Source organism: Brenneria sp. g21c3 (assembly GCF_040240345.1).
GTDB lineage: Bacteria > Pseudomonadota > Gammaproteobacteria > Enterobacterales > Enterobacteriaceae > Brenneria.
Map to the genome: position 1 here is coordinate 217,314 of NZ_JBEIAB010000003.1, position 24,421 is coordinate 241,734.

The following is a 24,421-nucleotide window of genomic DNA, read 5'->3' on the forward strand; positions in this document are numbered from 1 at the left end:
GTCTGTTGGCTTGGTCGGGGCTGGACTGGAAGGCGCGCTATATCAATTTGATTCCGGTTCATCATAATTGCAGTGGCTTTTCCCCAGCGGTAGTTCGCGCGCACGGCCGTAGCTGTCCACGGCGACATAAGTGAATAGCGCCTCCGTGGCGCGATAACGCTGACCGATCGGTTCGGACGAGACTTTTTTCACCCAGACTTCGACATTCACATTGATGGAACTGCGGCCGGTGCTGACGCAGCGCGCATAACAGCACACCACGTCGCCGACGGCTACCGGCTTCAGAAACGACATGCCGTCAACGCGTACGGTGACCACCCGGCCTTCTGCGATTTCTTTTGCCAAAATAGCGCCGCCCATGTCCATCTGCGACATGATCCAGCCGCCAAAAATATCCCCATTCGCATTGGTATCAGCAGGCATCGCCAGTGTACGAAGCACCAGATCGCCCTGAGGTAAAACGTCTTGTTTGCTCATTGTGGTATCAATCAAATTAGGTTGACTCATTGAGTCATATTGTTTTTATCAAACGGGCATCATCAGCGCTCGTTTCCATTTTCCTCTGACTTTTCCCGATCGCCGGGTAAATGCCGGTAAATATAAATGCCGCAGATCAGGGTAAACAGCAGGGTAAATCCTGTTAAACCAAACACCTTGAAGTTAACCCATACGCTTTGCGGCATCCAGAAAGCAATATAAATGTTTAATAATCCACATACCAGAAAGAACATGGCCCAGGAGAAATTAAGTTTTCCCCATACCGGCGCCGGCAAGGTTAGCTCTTTACCCAGCATGCGCTGGATCAGCGTTTTCTTCATCACGAACTGACTGTACAGCAGTGCGGCGGCAAACAGGGTATAAATAATGGTCACTTTCCACTTGATGAACTCATCGTTATGGAACACCAGCGTCAAGGTGCCGAAAATAGCGACCATAGCAAAGGTCACCAGCATCATTTTCTCTATCTTGCGATAAAGCACCCAGGTGATGATCAGCGCCAGCGCGGTCGCGGCGACCAATGCGCCTGACGCCACATAAATGTCATAGAGTTTGTAACAGACAAAAAAAACAATCAGTGGAATAAAATCAATAAGTTGCTTCATTGTATCAATCCGTCGCTCAATAATTCGTTGGTGATAACCGCAATGGCTATCCGATAACTGGCCGCATTATCCTTTATTGTGGTGTACTGTTCCCTTGATATCGCCATAATTTGCAGAAAATTACGATTGGCCGCGCCGGCGGCTTACCGTTATCAGGGCGACGGTAAGCCGCGCGATCTTTCTCCCGCGGATTTATCGCCCCGATCGGTTATTCGCTAACTTCCCGGGACGCGCCTTGAAATCCATCGGACGGCGGTTAAACGCGCAGCAGCATATAAAGACGGAACAGATAGATCAGCAGAATAGCGGATATCAGGTTGCTCAGGCCGTTTAACAGAATGGCCAGCACGGTGGGTGAAAATACCGGGATTTTCGTTACCAGCAGCAGGATGGCGATTTTAGTCAGTATCCAGAGGATCACCGCCGGCGCCGTGACGCGCAGGTTGGCATAAGCCAGTTTGGCGCTGGCCTTGATGGCGCGGAATACGCCGTATTTTTCGGTGACGACGATAACCGGCGACAGGCTCAATGCAATAGCCAGTAGCACGCCGGGAATGACCAGAAACAGCATGCCGAATTGCACGAGCAGCGTACACAGCAGGATCAGTATGAACAGGCGGGGCAGCGCGGGGGCGGCGGCGCCGATCGCCCGCAAGGCGCTGGTGCGGTTGCCGGCGGACACCATCTGAAGCAGCATCAGGATGCCGCCAGTGAGAATCGCGTTGCCGACCAGGGCGGCGAATGTACCCGCGGCAGACATTTTCAGCAGCACCACCTGCTGCTCCGGCGTCATTTGCTGGATCATATCCATCACGCCCAACTCGACGGAGGAAGACAAATCGCCGCCCACGTTATTCAGCGTTTGCAATTCTTCATCCCCGGGTGCGAAGGCATGATTCAGAATGACAGTAATGAACGCGGTCAGCAGGGCCATCAGTAAAATACTGACGAACTGGTTACGCGTAAAATTCATTGTGTCACGGTACAACGTGTTGGCCGTGATGGACATGCAAACTCCTTGAGAAAAAATGGGTAATCATATTAGCCTTTAATTGTAACCTGTTACGCCAGACTGTGGCACCCCGTCCGGCGAGCGATGCGCTGATTTCTCATGATTCGGCGGACGGCGCTTCAATCCCGACGGGTAACGGGGGCAATCCGTAGCGTGCCCGGGCGCGGTCACAGGCCTCATTTATCCGGCCATTTTCGCCTGATTGCATAAATTCACGGCATGGGGAAGGACGATCGGAATAAATAGAACAACTGACATTTTCGCCGATATCGCCTTTTAACGCGACGCAGCGCGGCGTTTTGCTATTGGTTCCCTGCATACAACGCAAAAATGGCGTAACGGGCTCCGTGAGGAGGACAGGAACGGCGCCGCCGCCATCATCCGCTTCCGCCCAGTAAAAAGATACCCTGAAATAGGCGCAGCAGGCGCCGCAATGCATACAGGCGTTATCACTCATTTGTCTTCTACCGTCCTCGACCGGCATTGCATCAACCCCTTCATTTTTCAAGCCGCGCAGTGTCGGCCAATGCTGAAATCTGTCGGGAACCAAACAAATATTGCTGAAAATTTAGCGCCGAAATAACCGCCCTGGCAGCGCATTTTTTCAGGATCGCACGTTATGTGCATTTTTGGTTATTTTGATCTAAATCAATTCCTTTGTTTTTAATGATTTGGCTGTATTTGATTAATTTTCACTTTTTACAAAATGCGTTTAAAAGATGTGATCTGGCTAAAAACAAGAGTAGCCGCGCAAAGGTATATTTTGCTCGAAATTAAACCATATAAAGGGAGTGGATAATGAAAAAGGCGTCTTTCTTACTTATCGCGGCGACGCTGTTGCCGTCATTCGCACAGGCTCATCAGGCCGGAGATATCATTGTCCGTGGTGGAACCGCGACGGTTCGTCCGGTAGAAGGCTCCGACAATGTATTGGGCCTGGGTTCATTCGACGTGAATAATAATACCCAACTGGGTTTGACGTTCAGCTACCTGGTCACGGATAACATTGGCGTGGAGCTATTGGCCGCGACGCCGTTTACCCATAAGGTCGGGTTGAACGGCACCGGGGAGCTTGCCGAGGTGAGCCATCTGCCCCCGGCGCTGATGGCGCAGTACTACTTTGGCGATCAAAACGACAAACTTCGTCCCTACCTCGGCGTAGGCGTGAACTACACCCTGTTCTTTGATGAAAAGTTCAATAGCCGCGGCGAAAGCCTGGGTTTAACCGACCTGAGTCTGAAAAATTCCTGGGGCGTCGCCGCGCAGGCCGGTGTGGATATTAATCTGGCTGATAACTGGCTGCTTAACGCATCGTTGTGGTGGATGGATATCGATACCGATGTGAAGTTTAACGCCGGAGGCCAGCAGCAGTCGATTAGCACCCGTCTGGATCCGTGGGTCTTTATGTTCGGCTTCGGCTATCGTTTCTGATTGCGGTTATTTGCTGAAGCGGCGCTTTTAACGGCAATGGCGGATATGCATCCGCCGTTGCCGTTTTCGCATTATGCGCGTGTCGCCGCCTTCATATTGCTGACAAAGGTATGCAGTTGCGACAGCATTTCTTTGGGATCTTGCTGATTTTTTTCAATAATCCGCACGATCGCCGAGCCGGAGATGGCGCCGGCGGCGCCCGCGGTCAACGATTCCCGCACCTGTGCGGGTTCTGAAATACCGAAGCCCTGAATGGGCGGCGCGGCGTGGTATTCCGTCAATTTAGCGACCAGGTGATGAAGCGGCAACTGAGCGCGTTTTTCCGTACCGGTAACCCCCGCGCGCGACAGGAGATAGGTGTAACCGCGGCCATAGGACGCAATTTCACGCAGCAAATCGTCATCGGCATTGGGCGGACAGATAAAAATCGGCGCGATGTTATGACGCTGCGCCGCGGCGCGGAAAGGCGCGGATTCTTCAACCGGCACATCGGCAATCAGCACGGAGTCGACGCCAACCTGCTCGCAGCGCTGATAGAACGCATCAATGCCATTACTGAAAACCAGATTGGCGTACATCAGCAGGCCGATGGGGATCTCCGGGTATTTCTGGCGAATAGCGGCAAGCATTTCAAAGCATTGGCTGAGAGTGACGCCCGATGCGAACGCCCGCAGCGTCGCGGCCTGAATCGTCGGCCCATCGGCCAGCGGATCGGAAAAAGGAATGCCGAGTTCCAGCGCATCGGCGCCGGCCGCCACCAGCGTATCGATGATTTTCAGCGACTGTTCCGGCGAAGGATCTCCCAGCGTAACAAAGGGGACAAACGCGCCTTCTTTCTTTTCGTCGAGACGTTTGAACAACTGTTGATAGCGCTCCATTAAATTTCTCCCCGATCTTTTAAAATATCGTGAACGGTAAATATGTCTTTATCGCCGCGGCCGGACAGGTTAACCACCAGGATTTGTTCCTTCTCCGGCTCCTGCTTAATCATTTTCAGCGCATAGGCAAGGGCGTGGGACGATTCCAACGCCGGGATAATTCCTTCATGACGGGAGAGTTCTTTAAAGGCATCCAGCGCTTCGTCATCGGTAATGGAAACATAATCGGCCCGGCCGATGCTGTTCAGGTAAGCGTGCTGGGGGCCGACGGAAGGGAAATCCAGTCCGGCGGAGATCGAATAGGACTCTTCGATTTGTCCTTCGCTGGTTTGCATCATCGGGGACTTCATGCCGAAGTAAATTCCGACGCGGCCGTGCTTGAGCGGCGCGCCGTGTTGTCCGCTGGCGATGCCTAACCCGGCAGGCTCCACGCCAATCAGGCGCACGCCGGCGTCATCGATAAAGTCGGCAAACATGCCGATGGAATTGGAGCCGCCGCCCACGCAGGCCAGCAGCGCATCCGGCAACCGGCCCTCTCTTTCCAGCAGTTGGGCTTTGATTTCTTCGCCGATCATGCGCTGAAACTCACGCACGATAGTAGGGAACGGGTGCGGACCCGCCGCGGTGCCTAACAGATAATGCGCCTTCTCATAGCTGCCGGACCAGTCGCGCAGCGCTTCGTTACAGGCGTCTTTCAGCGTGGAGGAACCGCTGTGAACCGGGATGACTTCAGCGCCCATCAGGCGCATACGGAACACGTTGGGCGACTGACGTTCGACGTCTTTGGCGCCCATATAGATGCGGCATTTCAGCCCCAGCAGAGCGCAGGCCAACGCGGTGGCCACGCCGTGCTGGCCTGCGCCGGTCTCGGCGATGATTTCCGTTTTCCCCATCCGTTTGGCGAGCAGCGCCTGACCCAGCACCTGATTGGTTTTATGCGCGCCGCCGTGCAGCAAGTCTTCACGCTTCAGGTACAGCTTGGTGCGGGTCCCGGCGGTCAGGTTTTTACACAGGGTCAGGGCGGTCGGGCGACCGGCGTAATTCTTCAGTAAATCGGTAAATTCCGCCTGGAATTCGGGATCCTGCTGCGCGCTAACAAACGCTTCTTCCAACTGACGCAGGGCCGGGATGAGGATCTGCGGCACATATTGTCCGCCGAATTCACCAAAGTATGGATTGAGTAATGTCATAATATTCCTGTCTTTGTATTCACGAATACCCTACATATTTCATGTCGCAAGGCGCGTCGGCTGCCTGAGCGATGGGTATGAATGTTGAACCGCGCCGCGAGGGTGAAAGGGATCATATCGCCCGTAGCGTCTGAAAAACCGCCGCGATTTTATGCGCATCTTTCTTGCCGGGCTGACTTTCCACGCCGGAATTGAAGTCCAGCCCGGCGCATCCCAATTGCGCCGCCTGTGCGCAGTTGTCGGCATTGAGTCCGCCGGCCAGCAGCACGTTATCCAGATTTTGTCCCTTCAGCACCGACCAGTCGAACGTCTGACCGCTGCCGCCCTGCGCGTTATCCAGCACATAGCGGTCGACATGCGGCAGGTTTCTGGCCGGACTCTGGCCGGTTACGCTCTGCGCTTTCCAGATTTGGCAGTCGGCGGGCAGTTGTTCGCGCAACTGTGAAATGACGTGCTGGTCTTCGTTGCCGTGCAGTTGCACTGCCGCCAGCTTTAATTCGCCGGCGAGGCTGACAATCCGCTCGACCGGATCGTCGCGAAATACGCCGACATAGCGCAGCGGGGCGCTGGCGGTCAGTTGACGAGCCTGTTCCGGCGACACGCAGCGCGGGGAGGACGGCACAAAGATCAATCCGCCATACACGGCGCCGGCCTGATAGGCGGCCTGCGCATCTTCCGGGCGGGTGAGGCCGCAAACTTTATTTTCGCCGAGAATGACGCGGCGCACCGCCTGCGTCAGGTCGGGTTCGGACATCAGCGAGCTGCCGATCAGGAAACCGTCGGCGAACCGGCTTAACTCACGAATCTGCGCATGGCGATGAATACCCGATTCGCAGATAACCGTCACGCCGTCCGGCAGCAGCGGGGCAAGCTGACGGGTGCGATTCAGATCGATGGACAGATCGCGCAGGTTGCGGTTATTGATGCCCACCACGCGGGCTTCAAGTTTAATCGCCCGATGCAGCTCTTCCTCATTGCTGGCTTCGGTCAGCACGCCCAGTTTCAGACTATGCGCCAGATCGGACAGTTGGCGATACTGCTGGTCGTCCAGCACCGAGAGCATCAGCAGGATGGCGTCGGCCTGATAATAGCGCGCCAGGTAGATCTGATACTCCGAAATAATGAAGTCTTTGCACAGCACCGGCTGGTGAACCGCCGCGCTAACCTGCGGCAGGAAAGCGAAGTCGCCCTGAAAATATTTTTCATCGGTCAGTACCGATATCGCGGAGGCGTAGTCTTTATAAATCCCGGCGATCGTCGCCGGGTCGAAATCATCACGGATCAATCCTTTCGACGGCGATGCTTTCTTGCACTCCAGAATAAACGCCGGCTTATTCTGGCGCAAAGCCTGATAAAAATCCCGCTCGCTGGGGACGACCTCATGCTGGAACGTCGACAGCGGTTGTTGCTTCTGACGCGCTTCCAGCCATATAGCTTTATCACGCACTATTTTATTCAGAATGGTTTCCTGCATGACTTCTTTATCCTCTTGCGGCCAGGTCGGTTACGCGTTGATAGGCCTGTCCGCTATGAATCGCAGCTAACGCCTGTTGCGCATTTTGACGCAAATCTTCCTGTCCGAACAGCTTCAACAACAACGCCACGTTGGCGGCAACGGCCGCTTCGTGCGCCGGCTGGCCTTTTCCCTGCAACAGCGCGGTCAGAATATCGCGGTTTTCTTCCGGCGAGCCGCCTTCCAGCGCTGAAAGCGGGAAGGCGTCCAGACCAAAGTCTTTGTGAGTCAGTTCGTATTCGTCAATCTTGCCGTTGTTCAATTCAGCGACTTGCGTCGGCGCATGAATAGCGACTTCGTCCATTCCGCCGCCGTGAACCACGGCCGCGCGTTGATAACCCAGAACTTTCAGCGTTTCGGCGATAGGACGAACCAGTTCCGGACGATAAACACCGATCAGCGCCAGCGGCGGACGGGCCGGGTTAACCAGCGGCCCTAAAACGTTAAACAGCGTTCTGGTTTTCAACTGCTGGCGCACGGGTACCGCATGGCGGAATCCGGGATGATACTGCGGCGCAAACAAAAAGCATACGCCTAAGTCATCCAGCGCCTGCCGCGCTTGTTCGGCGGGCATATTAAGGTTGATGCCGAACGCCGCCAGCAGATCGGACGAGCCCGAGCGGCTGGATACGCTGCGATTGCCGTGTTTGGCGATCTTCAATCCGCAACAGGCGGCGACGAATGCGCTGGCGGTCGAAATGTTAATGCTGTTGGTGCCGTCGCCTCCGGTGCCGACGATATCGGCGAACGGGTAGTCGGGACGCGGAAAGGGCTGCGCATCGGCCAGCAGGGCGGCTGCCGCGCCGGCAATCTCTTGCGGATGTTCGCCGCGAACTTTCATACTGATCAGCGCGGCGGCCAACTGGGTCGCTTCCAGCTCGCCGCGCACGATGGCGCCGAACAGCGCCTGGCTTTCCTCACGGCTGATGATTTCCGCTTGATACAGCTTCTCAAGTATGGCGGAGATGGAAAAAGTCTCTTGCATGATCGTGTCCTTTAATTAAGCCAAAGCCCAGTCCAGCGTCTGTTCGAGCAGCCGCGCGCCGTGGGTGGTTAAAATCGATTCAGGATGAAACTGGAAACCGCAGACGCGGTCGGCGTCGTGACGCACCGCCATGACCATCTGATTAAAGTGGGCGTTGACGGTCAGCGTGGCCGGAATATCGCTGCCGACCAGCGAATGATAGCGCGCCACCGGCAGCGGGTGGGGCAAGCCCGCGAACATCGCCTCGCCGTCATGGTCGATATTGGAGGCTTTGCCGTGCAGGATTTCGCCGGCCCGGCCGACATGGCCGCCGTAGGCTTCCACAATCGCCTGGTGTCCCAGACAGATGCCGATAATCGGCAACTGACCGCGCAGGCGTTGCAGCAATTCCGGCATACAGCCCGCGTCGGCCGGCGTGCCGGGGCCGGGGGATAACATCAGTACCGGCCGTTCCATTTTCTTTAAGTGGCCGATGATGGTGTCGGCCGGCAGATGGTTACGATAAATGACCACCCGGTGTCCGCTGGAACGTAGCTGATCTACCAGGTTGTAAGTGAATGAGTCGATATTATCGAGCAGTAAGATATCCGCCATTAGAACAGCTCCTTCGCGTTATGCGCACTGGCGATGGCCCGCAGAACGGCCCGCGCTTTGTTTCGTGTTTCATCGGCTTCCGCCTGTGGAATGGAGTCCAGGACCACGCCCGCGCCGGCCTGAACCGTGGCGATGCCGTCTTCCACATAGGCGGAGCGAATAACGATACAGGTATCCAGATCGCCGTGGGCGGTAAAGTAACCCACCGCGCCGCCATAGCTGCCGCGGCGGGTTTTCTCACTGGCGGCGATCAGCTGCGTGGCGCGGACTTTCGGCGCGCCGCTCAGCGTACCCATGTTCATACAGGCGCGATAGGCGTGCAGCGCGTCCAGATCGTCACGCAACGTCCCTACCACGCGGGAGACCAGATGCATGACGAAAGAGTAGCGGTCAACCTGGGTTAAATCGGCCACATAGCGGCTGCCGGGATTGCAGATACGCGCCAGATCGTTGCGCGCCAGATCGACCAGCATCAGGTGCTCGGCCATCTCTTTATGGTCGGTACGCATTTCCAGCTCAATGCGGCTGTCGAGATCGCGATCCAACGAACCGTCGGCGCGGCGGCCGCGCGGACGGGTGCCGGCAATCGGATAAATTTCAATCTGTCGGCTGTCGGCGTCGTATTTCAGCGAGCTTTCCGGCGACGCGCCAAACAGCGTGAAATCCTGATCCTGCATGAAAAACATATAAGGGCTGGGATTATTGTCTTTCAGCACCTGATAAGCGGACAGCGGCGACGGGCAAGGCAGTGAGAAGCGACGAGACGGCACCACCTGAAAAATTTCTCCGGCGCGAATGGCCTGCTGCATCTGGGTGACGACGTCGCCATAGGCTTCATCGCTCTGGTTGCAACTGAGCGTCATGCTGTCGATGGTCTGATGAGGAAGCGCCGGCGCCGGTTGCTTCAACTGCTGCTGCAACTGTTCCAGACGCTGTTGCAGACGATGCCGTTCCGCGTTGTCCGGCGTAAACAGGCTGGCCTGAAGCAGGGCGCTCTGCTGTTGATGATCCAGCGCCAGCAGCGTTTCCGCCAGATAGAAGCAAAAGTCCGGGCAGCGTTGCTGCTGGCTTAATTCCGGCAACGTTTCAAAACTGGCGACCAGATCATAAGCGAACAGTCCGCCCAAAAACATGGCTTCGCGTTCATCGGCAGGGCTGTCGACCAGCTTCAGAATGGCGCGCAGCGCATCAAACACGGATAACGAACGCAGGCGCGAATCTTCATCCTGCATGTTATCCGCCGGCGGGAAGGTCAGTTCGCGGCCGTTGGGATGCGTTTCGATGACGACCTCGGCCGGCAGCGCGTCATCCAGCAACGGCAACAGGTTGGCGCCGTTGGCGGTCAGCGCCTGAATGGAAACCTGCTGGCCGAATGCGGTGATGCGTAAAGCGCTATCCACAATTAACCAGCTTTTCAGGTTTTGCTTACTCTCGATGGCGGCGGATTCCAGCAGCAGCGTGGCGGGTCTTGCGCCGCAGAGCTGATGGAAAATGGCGCTGGGGTCATTTCGGTAGATGGCCTCGGTACGCAGAAGCGCCAGTTTTGGTTGTGTTGTTTGCATCGTTGCTACCCGTGTTATTTTTGCCCATATATGAAAAAGCCCGCTTGATAAGCGGGCCTGGGAATATCTGCATGTATGATAATAGCTATGCGCGATTACTCCGCCCGCGTGAGGGAAGAGCGCCACCAACCTGATTTCATCGTGCTATGCATGACCATTATCAACATCTCGCTGTTTGTGTGCTGAGCCTGCGTACTAGTAAACTAGTTCACAGACCGAAAGTCAATAACAGGAATAATATTATTTTATTGCCGGATTTAAAACGGCCGAGATGTTCGTCATCTGCCTAATTATTACAATTAGCGGCGCGTTGATGGCATCATAGTGGCCTTCAAACCACCAATTCTGCCAGTGATGGGAATATTTGTGTCGCAAGAATCTCAACCGCTATCGTCTTTCCCGCTTTATGATCTGCATAGTCACACCACGGCGTCCGACGGCGTATTGGCGCCTGCCGAACTGGTTAACCGGGCGTCGGCGATGCGCGTCGGCGTATTGTCGATTACCGATCATGATACCACCGGCGGTCTGGCTGAGGCGCAACGCGCCATTGACGAGCAGGCATTGCCGTTGCGGCTGATCCCCGGCGTAGAGATATCGACGCTCTGGGAAAATCATGAAATTCATATTGTGGGGCTGGGTATGGATATTCGTCATCCGGCCCTGTGCGAGCTGCTGCTCAGTCAGGCGCAGTCGCGGCGGGAAAGGGCGGAGCTTATCGCCCAGCGTCTGGCGAAAGCGCGTATTCCCGATGCGCTGGCCGGCGCCAGCCGCCTGGCGACCGGCGGGCAGATCACCCGCGGTCATTTCGCCCGCTTTCTGGTGGAACAAGGCGCCGCGCCGAATATCAATCAGGTGTTTAAAAAATATCTGGCAAAAGGGAAAACCGGATATGTCCCGCCGCAGTGGTGTACAATAAAGCAAGCGATTGATGCTATTCATCAATCTGGCGGCGTGGCGGTATTGGCGCATCCCGGACGTTATGATTTGACCGCCAAATGGCTGAAACGTCTGTTGACCGCGTTTGCGGATCACGGCGGCGTCGCCATGGAGGTGGCGCAATGCCAGCAGGCGCCGGATGAACGCACGCAGCTTGCCCGCTACGCCAGAGAGTTTGGCTTATTGGGGTCGCAGGGGTCGGATTTTCATCAGCCGTGCGCCTGGATTGAACTGGGGCGCAAGCTGTGGCTGCCCGCCGACGTGGAGCCGGTGTGGCATCACCGGGCGCTGGCGCAATAATTTACTGAATATCACGGTAACGCCTGCCGGCATAAAATAATGGCGTTGCCGATTAGGCGGGAGAGGCGGTGTTTTCTCCCGTATTGCAGATGCAAGAGGTCGTGTCATGAGTCAGTTTTTCTATATTCATCCGCAGAATCCGCAGCCCAGGCTTATCAAACAAGCGGTGGAATTTCTGCATAAGGGCGGGGTGATTGTCTATCCCACCGATTCCGGCTACGCGCTGGGATGCATGTTGGGCGACAAAAATGCGATGGAGCGTATCTGTCGTATCCGCGATCTGGACAGCAACCACAATTTTACGCTGGTGTGCCGCGATCTGTCCGAGCTGTCCACCTATGCCTATGTCGATAATGCGGCGTTCCGGTTGATCAAAAACAATACGCCGGGCAACTACACCTTTATCCTCAAGGCCACGAAAGAAGTGCCGCGCCGCCTGATGAACGAAAAACGGAAAACCATCGGCCTGCGCGTTCCCTCCAATCCCATCGCGCTCTCGTTATTGGCCGCGCTGAACGAACCGCTGATGTCGACCACCTTGATGCTGCCGGGCAATGATTTTGCCGAATCCGACCCGGAAGAAATTCAGGAAAGGTTGGGAAAACTGGTCGATCTGGTGATTCACGGCGGCTTTCTCGGCCAGCAGCCCACGACGGTTATCGATTTAACCGACTCCTCCCCGCAGATTGTCCGTGAAGGCACCGGGGATATCACGCCGTTTCTTTAGAGATTGAGCGCGCGGATTATCCGGTAACGGAACATGACTAAACGCCGGACGGATATTGGCGCTGAACCCATTGACGCATTTTGTCGCTGGCGTGTTAATTGCATCTTTCCGCCGGTGATGTTTCGGGAGTGAGAACCATGGCGGCAGACCCTTCAACAACGATCCGTTTCCTGCTGGCCTCGCGTCAGTGCGAGTTGAATAGCCTGCGCTATTTGCTGCAAAGCGGCGAACTGGTGGGAAAGATCAGTCAACTGGTGCATATGCTGCAACGCGAGCGCGGCACATCCAACCTGTTTCTCTGCTCTGACGGCCGACTGTTTGCCGATGAGTTAAGGCTGAGGGAAACGGAAGTGGCGCAGGCGCAGGAACCGCTGATGGCGCATCTGGATCGCCTGGAAGGCATGACGGCCGATTTGCCGCAGGCCAGCCGTCTGTTCAGCCGGGTCGCCAGCGTGGTCTATACGCTGAGCCTGCTGCCTTCGCTACGTCAGGATATTCGCCAGCGGATATTGCCGTTGCCGCAGGCCATGACCTTTTTTAACGACATTATCCGCAATCTGCTCTCGCTGGTGTTTGAGGTCTCCGATACGGCGGCGGAGCCGGTGATTTCGCGGGCGCTGATCGCCATGTTCAGCTTTATGCAGGGGAAGGAATTCGCCGGCCAGGAGCGGGCGATCGGCGCGGCCGCCTTTGCCTCCGGCGCCTTCAATGAGGATACGCAGCAAAAGTTGCTGGATTTGATCGAACGACAGGAGCGGTGTTTCGCCACCTTTGCGGATTTCGCCGATGAGCAAAACCGGCAGCGCTGGCTACGGATGACGACGGATAGCGAGTTTGAACGTTTGCGCCGTATCGCCTGCACCCGCGGCGGCGCGGAAAAGCGCGAAGACGAGGGTAGCCTGCGCTGGTTCGCCATCGCCACGCAGCGCATTGATGAAATGAAACGGCTGGAAGACAGTCTGGAGCAGACGCTGATGCAACTTTGCCGCGATCGCATCGCCGCCGCCGAGCAGGCGAACAGCGAGCAGATGGCGGATATAGTAAGCCTGATGTCGCCGACGGAAAACGACGATCCGGGATACTCGGTCTTTATCGCCGGTCATGATATGGCAAGCGCGGCGTCGGACGGCTGGCTGAATAGCGATGGGGTCCGCCCTCAGCTCGGGCGTTCGCTGCTCTCTTTGGTTCAACGGCAGTCGCGGCGTTTACAGGCGTTGGATCACGAACTGGCGGCGTTGCGCGATACGCTGAATGAAAGAAAACATATCGACCGGGCAAAAAGTCTGCTGATGCAGCATCGCGGTTTAAGCGAGGAAGAGGCGTACAAAACCCTGCGCAAGATGGCGATGAATCAAAATAAAAAATTGATTGAAATCGCCACGGCGATGCTGGCGGTGGCCGACGTTTTTCAGGATACGCCGTAGGCGTCATATGCACACAAAGGGTGCGTGCTTTGCCCGGCGGCAGTGCAAAGAGTGGTTTATCCTCTTTTGGCCCTTTGCCAGGGCTGTCTCTTAGTCACAAATTTACCGATAACGGTATATGTAAGCTCAGTGTTATTTCGTGCGCGAAAAGAAAGGTATATTTATGCCACGTCGTAGCACGCGCCCGACAAGGAGCGCTCAATTGCCGCAGCTCCTTGACCTATGGCTTTTGGCGGAACGGGGTCGCTACGCGATGCCTTCGCCGGGAGAGTCCTTCTGACGGACCGCCAGTGACGCGTTCCCGACGCGGCACTGGCTTGAGCAGCATCCATGCTGCTCATCCTAAAGGACTCTCCCGACTCAGCCCCTTTTACGCCAAAGGGAAAACAACCTGTTGCCCGGAGCCTCTTCCTGAGTTGTGACTAAGAGCCCCCTTGCCAGGGGGATGAGCCAAACTCCCTCCCCTGCGAAGGGGAGGGCCGGGGTGGGGTTACAGCCCAATTTTCACCATCACGCCCAGAAATATAACTTCTGGCACACACCTTGCTTTAAAACTGACAGTAACTGATCAACATCATTAATCGGTGATAAGCCAACGGCGGTTTGTTGCGGGTTAACCGGATAACGGCGTCCATAAGCGTGCATCTTTTGCATGGGCTTATGGACGCCGTTTTGTTTTTTGACCGCCGGAAACGGCGATCGGCTGAAAGGTGTCGTGAATGAGTGATTCCAAAACGAAGGGCATGACGGTTTCCCGTCGTCAGTTTTTACTGGGCGGTGCGGCGTTGGGCGGCGGTTTTATGCTGCCGGGGTTGATGAACAGCGCCTGGGCCGCCGGCTCCGACGCGCCGGAGAAACAGGAAATCCGCGTGGGCTTCATTCCCCTGACGGACTGCGCATCGGTGGTGATGGCCGCGATAAAAGGCTTCGACAAGAAATACGGCATTCGCATTATCCCCAGCAAGGAAGCCAGTTGGGCGGCGGTGCGCGATAAGCTGGTATCCGGCGAGCTGGATGCCGCGCATATCCTGTACGGCCAGCTATACGGCCTGCAAATGGGCTTATCCGGCGCGCAGAGCGACATGGCGGCGCTTATGACGCTCAACCAGAACGGACAGGGCATCACGCTGGCCAACCAGCTACGCGAAAGCGGCGTCACCGATCTGAACGCGCTGCAAAAATATATCGCCGCCAGTGCGGCGGGTACCTACACCTTCGCTCAGACGTTCCCCACCGGCACCCATGCCATGTGGCTCTATTACTGGCTGGCCTCCGCGGGCATTCATCCGCTGAACGATGTCCGCACGGTGGTGGTGCCGCCGCCGCAGATGGTGATGAATATGAAGATCGGCAATATGGTCGGCTATTGCGCCGGCGAACCCTGGAACCAGCGCGCCATCAGCGACAAGCTCGGGTTTACCGTCGCCACGTCGCAGGATATCTGGCCCGATCATCCGGAAAAAGTGCTCGGCACGCGCGCCGACTGGGTCGATGCCAACCCGAACAGCGCCCGCGCGCTGACGGCCGCCATTCTGGAAGCGTCGCGCTGGATTGATGCCTCCGACGACAATCGGCGTGAAACCGCCGGCGTGGTGGCGGGGCGCGCCTACATCAATACCAAAGAGGCAACCATCGTCGGCCGGATGCTGGGCCAGTATGAAAACGGTCTGGGGAAAAGCTGGCAGGACGAACATGCGATGCGTTTCTACCACGACGGGTCGGTGAACTATCCCTATCTGTCCGATGGCATGTGGTTCCTGACCCAGCATAAGCGCTGGGGCCTGCTGACGGAAGATCCGGATTACCTGGCCGTCGCCAGAAAGGTCAATCGGATTGATATCTATAAGCAGGCCGCCGCGGCGGTAGGCGCTGTCCCGCTGCCGGACGGCGAGATGCGCAGCAGCGTGCTGATCGACGGCGTGCGCTGGGACGGCAGCGATCCGGCGGGCTATGCCGACAGTTTTAGCGTGAAGAAATAAGCGAGGCAATGATGAAAAACCAGGCTCAGGTTATTCCCATCGCGGCGGATAACGCACCCGGCGCTGAACAGGGCGCGGAGATTATGCCGCTGCCGGCCAGAGCGGCGGCGGAAAAAACGGCGGCTTCGGCCGTGTCGGCGCCGCGCCGCTATCGTCCTTTATTCCGCCAAGCGGCGCAGCGAATTTTCCCCGCATTGTTGGGCGTGGGCCTGTTGCTCTGTATCTGGCAGGTCGCGGCACTGCACAGCGAAAACTTTCCGACGCCGTGGGCCACCTGGCTGGCGGCGTTGGAGATTTTCGCCGATCCGTTCTATATCGCCGGACCGAACGATCAGGGCATCGGCTGGAACGTGATGGCCTCGTTGCAGCGCGTGGGCATCGGTTTTGGCCTGGCGGCGCTGGTGGGTATTCCCGCCGGCTTCCTGATTGGTCGCTTCAGCTTCGTGGCCGACATGCTGAATCCGATTATTTCCCTGCTGCGACCGGTCAGTCCGCTGGCCTGGCTGCCTATCGGCCTGCTGTTGTTTCAGCGCGCCGAACCGGCCTCCAGTTGGACCATCTTTATCTGCTCCATCTGGCCGATGATCCTCAACACCGCCGAAGGCGTCAGGCTGATTCCGCAGGATTACCTGAACGTGGCGCGCGTGCTTAAGCTGTCCGAGTTCACCGTGATGCGCAAGATCCTGCTGCCCGCGGTATTGCCGAACATCCTGACCGGCGTGCGCTTATCCATCGGCATCGCCTGGCTGGTGATTGTGGCGGCGGAAATGCTGACCGGCGGCATCGGCATCGGCTTCTGGATTTGGAATGAATGGAACAACCTGAACGTGGAAAACATCATTATCGCCATCGTGGTGATTGGGGTGATCGGCCTGCTGCTGGAGCAGGGCCTGATGTTAATCGCCAAACGTTTTAACTATGACAACCGCTAAGGAGCCGACGATGCGCGCGAATCCGATTATTCAGGTACAGCAGGTCAGCCAGCGTTTCCATACCGCCAGCGGCGAGTTTTTGGCGCTGGATCAGGTGAGCTTCGATATCTACGCCGGGGAAACCGTCAGTCTGATCGGCCACTCCGGTTGCGGCAAGTCAACCTTGCTCAATTTGATCGCCGGTCTGACCCGGCCGAGCGGCGGCGGCCTGCTGTGCGACAACCGGGAGATCGACGGCCCCGGCCCGGAGCGCGGCGTGGTGTTTCAGAACCATTCCTTGCTGCCGTGGCTGACGGCTTATGAAAACGTGGCGCTGGCCGTGCGTCAGGTATTTCGCGGCCGGATGAGCAAAACCGAGATGCATGAGTGGATCACCCACAATCTGGCGCTGGTGAATATGGCGCACGCGGCGGACAAACGGCCGAATGAGATCTCCGGCGGGATGAAACAGCGGGTAGGGATCGCCCGCGCGCTGGCGATAAAGCCCAAAGTGCTGCTGATGGACGAGCCGTTCGGCGCGTTGGATGCATTGACCCGCGCCCATTTGCAGGATGCGGTGATGGACATTCAGCAGCGGCTGCACACCACCATCGTGCTGATCACCCACGATGTGGATGAAGCGGTCTTGCTGTCGGATCGGGTGCTGATGATGACCAACGGCCCGGCGGCGACGGTCGGGGAGATCGTGACGGTGGAACTGGAGCGCCCGCGCTCGCGCGTCGCGTTGGCGGACGATCCCCGTTATCACCAGTACCGGCAGCAGGTGCTGCATTTCTTATATGAAAAACAGTCGCACGCCGCCTGACGGGAAACGGTAAATCAACATAACGAAAGCGCATTCGCCGCGGACAGGCGCAACCCGTCCGCGCCGCCGCTTTGCGGGCTTTTTTCCCCTGATTTTGATTCACAGCCAGCGGCTGTAGGGATTGATCTAATGAACAAGCCAGTTTTGGTGGTTATCGGCCATGGCATGGTCGGTCATTATTTTCTTGAGCAACTGGTCGAGCGCGATCTGCACCAGCGTTATCGCATCGTGGTCTTTGGCGAAGAGCGCCGGGAAGCTTACGATCGCGTCCATCTTTCCGAATATTTCTCCGGCCGGACGGCGGAATCGCTGTCGCTGGTTAAAGCGGGATTTTTTGCCGCCAGCGGCATCGAACTGCGCCGCGCCAGTCAGGTTACCGCCATCGATCGCCCGCATAAGCGCGTTCTTGATGCGCAGGGCGGCGAAACCGCCTATGACCAATTGGTTATCGCCACCGGCTCCTATGCGTTCGTCCCGCCGATTGCGGGCAATACGCGTCCGGGCTGTCTGGTTTACCGCACGCTGGACGATCTGGACGCCATTGCCGAGCAGGCGCAAAAATCCAAAACCGGCGTGGTGATCGGCGGCGGCTTACTCGGGCTGGAAGCGGCCAACGCCCTGCGCCAGCTGGGACTGGAAACGCACGTCGTCGAATTCGCGCCGCGGCTGATGGCGGTACAGCTGGATGAGGGCGGCGCGGCGATGCTGCGCCGAAAGGTCGAGGCGCTGGGGGTACGGGTTCACACCGGCAAAGAGACGCGGGAAATCGTCGACGGCCAGCAGGCGCGGCACCGGCTCTGTTTTGCCGACGGCGGCGCGCTGGAGGCCGATCTGATACTGTTTTCCGCGGGAATTCGCCCACGGGATAATCTGGCGGACGGCTGCGGTCTGGACAAAGGGCCGCGCGGCGGCATGGTGATTGACGACCGCTGCCGGACGTCGGATGACGCGATTTTCGCCATCGGCGAATGCGCGCTGTGGAACGGGCAAATATTCGGGCTGGTGGCGCCCGGCTACCAGATGGCGCGCAGCGTGGCGGATACGCTGGCGCGGCGCGATACGCCGTTCAGCGGCGCGGACATGAGCACCAAGCTGAAACTGCTGGGGGTGGAGGTGGCGTCGATCGGCGATGCGCACGGCCGCGCCGTCGGCAGCCAGAGCTATCAGTGGACGGACGGTCCGCGCGAAGTTTATAAAAAAATCGTGGTGTCCGCCGACGGCAAACGCCTGCTGGGCGCGGTGCTGATCGGCGACAGCGCCGACTACAGCACGCTGCTGCAAATGATGCTTAACGACATACCGTTGCCGGCGCATCCTGAGAGCCTCATTCTGCCGGCCCGTTCCGGCGATGCGCCGCAAGGTCTGGGCGTGGCGGCGCTGCCCGCCGGCGCGCCGATCTGCTCCTGCCATAACGTCAGTAAAGGCGATATCGCGGCGGCGGTGGCCGGCGGCTGTAACGAACTGGGTGCGCTTAAGTCCTGCACCAGGGCAGGCACCGGCTGCGGCGGCTGCGTTCCCCTGCTGAAGCAGGTGATGGAATACGAATTGACGCAGATGGGCGTGGAAGTAAAAAAAGATGTTTGCGAGCACTTCCCCTGGTCGCGTCAGGAGCTGTATCACCTGATCCGCGTGCATCACATTCGTTCATTCGACGAGTTGATCGCAGGCTACGGGCGCGGATTGGGCTGCGAAGTGTGCAAACCGCTGGCGGCCTCCATGCTGGCGTCCTGCTGGAATGACTATCTGCTGCAACCGCAGCATTTGCCGTTGCAGGATACCAACGATCGCTTTTTCGCCAATATCCAGAAGGATGGCACCTATTCGGTGGTGCCGCGCGTACCGGCCGGCGAGATCACGCCGGCGGGACTGATCGCCATCGGCCAGGTGGCGCAGCGCTACAACCTGTATACCAAAATAACCGGCGGTCAGCGCGTGGATCTGTTCGGCGCGCGGCTGGAACAATTGCCGGCTATCTGGCGCGAACTGATCGACGCCGGGTTTGAAACCGGTCACGCCTACGGCAAATCGCTGCGCACGGTGAAGTCCTGCGTCGGTTCGACCTGGTGCCGCTACGGCGTGCAGGATTCCACCGCGCTGGCGATTACGCTGGAGCACCGTTACAAAGGTTTGCGCTCGCCGCATAAAATCAAAATGGCGGTATCCGGCTGTACCCGCGAATGCGCGGAAGCGCAGGGCAAAGATATCGGCGTCATCGCCACCGATAAGGGCTGGAATCTGTATGTGTGCGGCAATGGCGGTATGAAGCCGCGTCACGCCGATTTGTTGGTCGGCGATCTGGATAGCGAAACCCTGATCCGCACCATCGATCGCGTGCTGATGTTCTATATCCGCACCGCCGATCGTCTCCAGCGCACCAGCAGCTGGCTGGATAATCTGGAAGGCGGTATCGACTACCTGCGACAGGTGGTTCTTGAAGACAGCCTGCATATCGTTGAGGAACTGGATAAGGAGATGCAGCGCGTGGCGGATACCTACCAGTGCGAATGGAAAACCACGCTGGAAAGCCCGGATCGTCTGGCGCTGTTCCGCGCCTTTCTCAACAGCGATAGCCCGGACGAAGCGGTGGTGATGGTGCCGACGCGCGGCCAGATCCGGCCGGCGCAGCAGCATGAAAAGCCGCCGACGGCGCGCCGCCCGCAACCGGCGGAGCTGGAAACAGAGTGGGTTCGCATCGGCGCGTTGCAGGATATTCCCGCCAATGTCGGCATGGCGGCGCGCCTCGGCCGGCAGCAGATCGCGCTGTTCCATCTTCCTGCCGGCGAGCAACAGGTTTTCGCGCTGGAAAACCACGAGCCGGGCAGTGGGGCGAACGTTCTGTCCCGCGGCCTGCTGGGCGACGTCGGCGGCGAACCGGTGGTGATCTCGCCGTTATACAAGAAGCGTTTCAGACTGCGCGACGGCGTCTGCCCGGATAACGCCGCGCTGCGCGTACGCGCCTGGCCGGTAAAAGTGGTGGCGGGGCAGGTCTGGGTCAATCGCCGGCCGTTGCCCCTGCCGACATCTGAGACCATTGCGCAAGCCTGATGAACGGAACGCTTGCACGCTTAACCTTTTTTATGCGCGGATGAGGCCACGGCATCAGTCCTGCGGGGAGTATGTGATGGATGCCAAACCCACCACTCAGGTAAAGAGCGTTTGCCCCTACTGCGGCGTCGGCTGCGGCGTGGTGATGCAGATACAGGACAATCGCGTGATTAAGGTCACGGGCGACAAGACGCATCCCGCCAACTTCGGCCGGCTGTGTACCAAAGGCAATAGCTGCGCTCAGGCTATCACCGCAGCGGGGCGGCTGGAACATGCCTACCAGCGGGCGGAGCGTCTGCGCGAACCGGCGCGGGTCGAGGTAAAACAGGCCATCAGGGAGAGCGCGCGCCGGCTGCGCGCCATCATCGATACCCACGGCCCCGATGCGGTCGCGCTCTACGTCTCCGGTCAGATGTCGCTGGAAGCCCAGTATCTGGCCGGCAAGCTCGCCAAAGGCTTTATCGGCACCAACAATATCGAGTCGAACTCGCGCCTGTGCATGGCCAGCGCCGGCAGCGGCTACAAACTTTCGCTCGGTTCGGATGGGCCGCCCGGCTCCTATCAGGATTTCGACCGCGCCGATCTGTTTTTCGTCATCGGCGCCAATATGGCGGACTGTCACCCGATACTGTTCCTGCGCATGATGGACCGGGTCAACGCAGGGGCGAAGCTGATTGTGGTCGATCCGCGCCGCAACGCCACGGCCGACAAGGCGGATCTGTTCTTACCGATCAAGCCGGGTACCGATCTGGCCCTGCTCAACGGTCTGCTGCACCTGATTGTGCAAAACGGCCATCTCGACCAGGATTTTATCGCCGAATTTACCGAGGGGTGGGAGGCGATGCCGACGTTTCTTGCCGACTATCCGCCGGAGAGGGTGGCGCGGATAACGGGACTGGCGGAGGACGATATCCGCCAGGCGGCGGCGTGGATTGGCGCCGCGTCCGAATGGATGAGCTGTTGGACCATGGGGCTGAATCAAAGCACGCACGGCACCTGGAGCACCAATGCGATTTGCAATTTGCATCTGGCGACCGGCGCGATTTGCCGCCCCGGCAGCGGGCCGTTTTCTCTTACCGGGCAGCCCAACGCCATGGGCGGGCGCGAGATGGGCTATATGGGCATGGGGCTGCCGGGCCAGCGCTCGGTGCTGGCGGATGACGATCGCGCTTTTATCGAAGCCTTGTGGGGCGTAAAAGCCGGGACGCTCCGCACCGATCTGGGCGGCGGCACGGTGGCGATGTTCGAGGCGATGAAAGCGGGCGAGATCAAGGCGTGCTGGATTATCTGCACCAATCCGGTCGCCTCGCTGCCTAATCGTCAGAACGCGATCGAAGGGCTGAGGGCCGCCGAGCTGGTCATCGCCCAGGACGCGTTTCTCGATACCGAGACCAACCGTTACGCCGATATTCTGCTGCCCGGCGCGCTGTGGGCCGAGGCCGAAGGCGTGATGATCAACTCCGAGCGCAATCTGACGCTGATGCGCCAGGCCGTCGACCCGCCCGGCGAGGCGATGGCGGACTGGCGAATCATCGCCGCCGTGGCCTGCGAGATGGGGTATGAACAGGCATTCAGCTACGGCTCCGCCGCGGAGGTATTTGAAGAGATCAAGCGCGCCTGGAATCCGAACACCGGCTACGACATTCGCGGCGCAAGCTATGCGCGTTTGCGCCGGACGCCTTTGCAATGGCCCTGTCCGCCCGACGATGACGGCGATCGCCATCCCATTCGCTATCTCAATGACGGCGTGAGCCAGACGCTGAAAGAAACGCCGGACGGCGCGCGGCCGCGCATCGTGTTCGCCACCCAAAGCGGTAAAGGCGTTTTTTTCCCCCGGCCGGATAGCCAACCGGCCGAGATGCCGGACGACGCCTTCCCTCTGGTGCTGAATACCGGGCGCTTGCAGCACCAGTGGCACACGATGACCAAGACCGGCAAGATCCCGATGCTTAATAAGCTCAATCCGCGGCCTTTCATCGAAATACACCCTGAAGACGCCGCCGCGCTCGGCATTTGCGATAAGGATTGGGTGGAAGTGCGTTCGCGGCGCGGGCGCGCGGTGCTGCCGGCGGCGGTGACCGATCGGGTGCGTCCCGGCAACTGCTTTGCGCCATTCCACTGGAACGATCTCTTTGGCGAGAATCTGGCCATCAACGCCGTCACCAGCGATGCGATTGACCCGATTTCCCAGCAGCCGGAATTCAAGTTTTGCGCCGTGGCCCTGACGCGCGTCGCGCAACCCGCGTCATTGCGCGCGCCGGGCCGCGAGGCGCCCGCGCTATCGTCGCCGGCCGCGGCCCTTACGGCGGCATCGTCTTCTATTCTGGTGCTGTGGGCGTCATCGACCGGTAATGCCGAAGGCTTCGCCGCGCGCTGCGCCGAACGCTTGACGGCGCAGGGGCATTGCGTCGCGCTTGCAGGCATGGACGGCTGCAATGTGGCGACGCTGCGCTCGGCGGCGCGCGTGCTGTTTGTCGTCAGCACGTTCGGCGACGGCGATCCCCCGGACAACGGCGCCGCCTTCTGGTTGGCGCTACAGGCGGATACCGCGCCCAGACTGGATACGCTGGCGTTCTCGGTGCTGGCGTTCGGCGATGCGAACTATGACCAGTTTTGCGGTTTCGGCCGCAGGCTCGATACGCGACTGGCAGAGCTGGGCGCACGGCGGCTGTCGGCGCGAATTGACTGCGACGCCGACTATCAGGACGCCGCCGATGACTGGCTGGATCAGGTGGTCGCGGCGCTCGCGGCACGCGCCGGGATGGCCGCCGTCCCGTCGGCGATAGCGGCAGGCGAGGGCGCGGAGAAAATCAGCGCGCCGCTGATGACTCAGCCATCGACGTTCAGCCGCAGCGCGCCGCTGCGCACGCGTCTGGTGCTTAATCGGCGGCTCAATGCGCCCGGCGGGCAGAAAGAGACCAGACACCTCGCCTTCGACCTGACCGATCAGGATTTTAGCTATGAAGCCGGCGATGCGCTTGGCGTCTGGCCGACCAATTGCCCCGATCTGGTGAATGACATGCTGGCGCTGCTCAGGCTTGCGCCCTCGACGCCGGTCACGCTCAGGGATCGCGGCGACATGACACTGGTTGAGGCGCTGTCGCAACATTGCGAGATAGCGCGCATCACGCCGGAGGTGTTGCAGTTCGTCGCCGAGCGGTCGGGGCATACGGCGCTGGCCGAATTGTTGCAGGAGGCGTGCAAGGACGATCTGAAACGGTGGCTGTGGGGACGGCAGATTATCGACCTGCTCCAGGAATATCCGATTCAGCCGCGGGCCGATGAATGGCTGGCGGTGCTCAAGCGCCTCCAGCCGCGCCTGTACTCGATCTCGTCGAGCCAGAAAGCGACGCCGGATCAGGTTCACCTGACGGTTTCGACCGTGCGTTACGGCCGCGACGGCAAACGGCGGGGCGGCGTCTGTTCAACCTTTCTCGCCGATCGCGCAGAGGCCGTCGCGGTGCCGATTTTCGTCCACCGGTCGGCGTATTTCCGGCCGCCGAACAACCCGGATACGCCCATGATTATGGTCGGCCCCGGCACCGGCATCGCGCCTTTCCGCGCCTTTTTGCAGGAGCGCCGGGCCACGGGGGCGAAGGGCGCGAATTGGCTGGTGTTCGGCGAGCAGCGCGCGGCGACCGATTTCTACTATCGTGAAGAACTGGCGGCGATGCGGCGCGACGGCTATCTGCATCGACTGGATACCGCCTTCTCGCGCGATCAGGCGGAAAAGATCTATGTGCAGCATCGCCTGCTTGAACAGGGCGCCGAGCTGTGGCGCTGGTTGCAAGAGGGGGCGCACTTCTATGTCTGCGGCGACGCGGCTCGTATGGCCAGGGACGTCGACGCCGCGCTCAGGCTGGTGGCGCAGCGGCACGGCGCGATGAGCGCCGAGGACGCGGCGGCCTATATCGCAAAGATGGTTCAGGATAAACGCTATCTGCGGGATGTGTATTGAGCGGTCCCGGCGATATTTTCCCGCGACCCTCTAATTAAACTAGA

The 24,421-nt window shown here is 58.8% G+C and carries 17 protein-coding genes, 1 pseudogene and 1 other annotated feature; of the genes and pseudogenes, 9 read left to right on the top strand and 9 right to left on the bottom strand.

Annotated features, from left to right (window positions below; genetic code table 11):
• Positions 1 to 42: 42 nt before the first annotated feature.
• From yciA to ABRZ28_RS06260, 4 genes are all read right to left on the bottom strand, one after another.
• On the bottom strand, positions 43 to 477 hold the full coding sequence (gene yciA / locus ABRZ28_RS06245; protein ID WP_319602515.1) for an acyl-CoA thioester hydrolase YciA: 435 nt from the start codon (positions 475 to 477) through the stop codon (positions 43 to 45).
• Between the two features lie 62 nt (positions 478 to 539).
• Positions 540 to 1,103 (bottom strand): septation protein A, encoded by a 564-nt coding sequence (locus tag ABRZ28_RS06250; protein ID WP_319602514.1) that lies wholly within the window; start codon positions 1,101 to 1,103, stop codon positions 540 to 542.
• A 256-nt stretch (positions 1,104 to 1,359) separates the two neighbouring features.
• Positions 1,360 to 2,112 carry a YciC family protein gene (locus ABRZ28_RS06255; protein WP_330519742.1) on the bottom strand — a complete coding sequence of 251 codons (753 nt, stop codon included), beginning with the start codon at positions 2,110 to 2,112 and terminating at the stop codon, positions 1,360 to 1,362.
• A gap of 100 nt (positions 2,113 to 2,212) precedes the next feature.
• Positions 2,213 to 2,572, bottom strand: coding sequence for a YkgJ family cysteine cluster protein (locus ABRZ28_RS06260; RefSeq protein WP_330519743.1), 360 nt, complete (start codon positions 2,570 to 2,572; stop codon positions 2,213 to 2,215).
• A gap of 341 nt (positions 2,573 to 2,913) precedes the next feature.
• On the opposite strand from ABRZ28_RS06260, the gene ompW reads away from it, so the two are divergent.
• Positions 2,914 to 3,546 carry an outer membrane protein OmpW gene (ompW, locus tag ABRZ28_RS06265; protein WP_330519744.1) on the top strand — a complete coding sequence of 211 codons (633 nt, stop codon included), beginning with the start codon at positions 2,914 to 2,916 and terminating at the stop codon, positions 3,544 to 3,546.
• A 71-nt stretch (positions 3,547 to 3,617) separates the two neighbouring features.
• On the opposite strand, the gene trpA is transcribed toward ompW, so the two are convergent.
• The 5 genes and pseudogenes from trpA to ABRZ28_RS06290 form a co-directional block, all read right to left on the bottom strand.
• A complete protein-coding gene (trpA, locus tag ABRZ28_RS06270; protein ID WP_330519745.1) occupies positions 3,618 to 4,424 on the bottom strand; it encodes a tryptophan synthase subunit alpha in 807 nt (268 codons plus the stop codon).
• Positions 4,424 to 5,617, bottom strand: coding sequence for a tryptophan synthase subunit beta (trpB, locus tag ABRZ28_RS06275; RefSeq protein ID WP_319602922.1), 1,194 nt, complete (start codon positions 5,615 to 5,617; stop codon positions 4,424 to 4,426). The genes trpA and trpB overlap by 1 nt, the downstream gene beginning before the upstream one ends.
• Before the next feature lie 109 nt (positions 5,618 to 5,726).
• Positions 5,727 to 7,088 (bottom strand): bifunctional indole-3-glycerol-phosphate synthase TrpC/phosphoribosylanthranilate isomerase TrpF, encoded by a 1,362-nt coding sequence (gene trpCF / locus ABRZ28_RS06280; protein ID WP_330519746.1) that lies wholly within the window; start codon positions 7,086 to 7,088, stop codon positions 5,727 to 5,729.
• Positions 7,089 to 7,095: 7 nt separating this feature from the next.
• Positions 7,096 to 8,706: pseudogene (trpD, locus tag ABRZ28_RS06285) on the bottom strand (bifunctional anthranilate synthase glutamate amidotransferase component TrpG/anthranilate phosphoribosyltransferase TrpD).
• Entirely contained in the window at positions 8,706 to 10,268 is a 1,563-nt protein-coding gene (locus ABRZ28_RS06290; protein WP_319602508.1) for an anthranilate synthase component 1, read from the bottom strand. The pseudogene trpD and the gene ABRZ28_RS06290 overlap by 1 nt, the downstream one beginning before the upstream one ends.
• Positions 10,269 to 10,298: 30 nt before the next feature.
• Positions 10,299 to 10,402 (bottom strand) — a sequence feature (Trp leader region).
• Positions 10,403 to 10,622: 220 nt separating this feature from the next.
• Between ABRZ28_RS06290 and rnm the strand changes: the two genes are divergently transcribed.
• The 8 genes from rnm to ABRZ28_RS06330 all read left to right on the top strand — a co-directional run bounded on the left by rnm (position 10,623) and on the right by ABRZ28_RS06330 (position 24,377).
• Positions 10,623 to 11,507 (top strand): RNase RNM, encoded by an 885-nt coding sequence (gene rnm / locus ABRZ28_RS06295; protein ID WP_330519876.1) that lies wholly within the window; start codon positions 10,623 to 10,625, stop codon positions 11,505 to 11,507.
• A 106-nt stretch (positions 11,508 to 11,613) separates the two neighbouring features.
• Positions 11,614 to 12,234, top strand: a complete 621-nt coding sequence (locus ABRZ28_RS06300; protein WP_330519747.1) for an L-threonylcarbamoyladenylate synthase — start codon at positions 11,614 to 11,616, stop codon at positions 12,232 to 12,234.
• 137 nt (positions 12,235 to 12,371) lie between these two features.
• Positions 12,372 to 13,658 carry a nitrate- and nitrite sensing domain-containing protein gene (locus ABRZ28_RS06305; RefSeq protein ID WP_319602507.1) on the top strand — a complete coding sequence of 429 codons (1,287 nt, stop codon included), beginning with the start codon at positions 12,372 to 12,374 and terminating at the stop codon, positions 13,656 to 13,658.
• Positions 13,659 to 14,377: 719 nt separating this feature from the next.
• Positions 14,378 to 15,637 (top strand): CmpA/NrtA family ABC transporter substrate-binding protein, encoded by a 1,260-nt coding sequence (locus ABRZ28_RS06310; RefSeq protein ID WP_330519748.1) that lies wholly within the window; start codon positions 14,378 to 14,380, stop codon positions 15,635 to 15,637.
• A gap of 11 nt (positions 15,638 to 15,648) precedes the next feature.
• Positions 15,649 to 16,569, top strand: coding sequence for a nitrate ABC transporter permease (gene ntrB / locus ABRZ28_RS06315; protein WP_330519877.1), 921 nt, complete (start codon positions 15,649 to 15,651; stop codon positions 16,567 to 16,569).
• A gap of 10 nt (positions 16,570 to 16,579) precedes the next feature.
• The gene (locus ABRZ28_RS06320; protein ID WP_330519749.1) at positions 16,580 to 17,374 is read left to right on the top strand and encodes an ABC transporter ATP-binding protein; all 795 of its coding nucleotides are present in this window, start codon (positions 16,580 to 16,582) and stop codon (positions 17,372 to 17,374) included.
• Positions 17,375 to 17,503: 129 nt separating this feature from the next.
• Positions 17,504 to 20,419: a nitrite reductase large subunit NirB gene (nirB, locus tag ABRZ28_RS06325; RefSeq protein ID WP_330519750.1), complete on the top strand. Its 2,916-nt coding sequence runs from the start codon at positions 17,504 to 17,506 to the stop codon at positions 20,417 to 20,419.
• Positions 20,420 to 20,495: 76 nt separating this feature from the next.
• Positions 20,496 to 24,377 (top strand): sulfite reductase subunit alpha, encoded by a 3,882-nt coding sequence (locus ABRZ28_RS06330; protein WP_330519751.1) that lies wholly within the window; start codon positions 20,496 to 20,498, stop codon positions 24,375 to 24,377.
• Positions 24,378 to 24,421 lie beyond the last annotated feature (44 nt).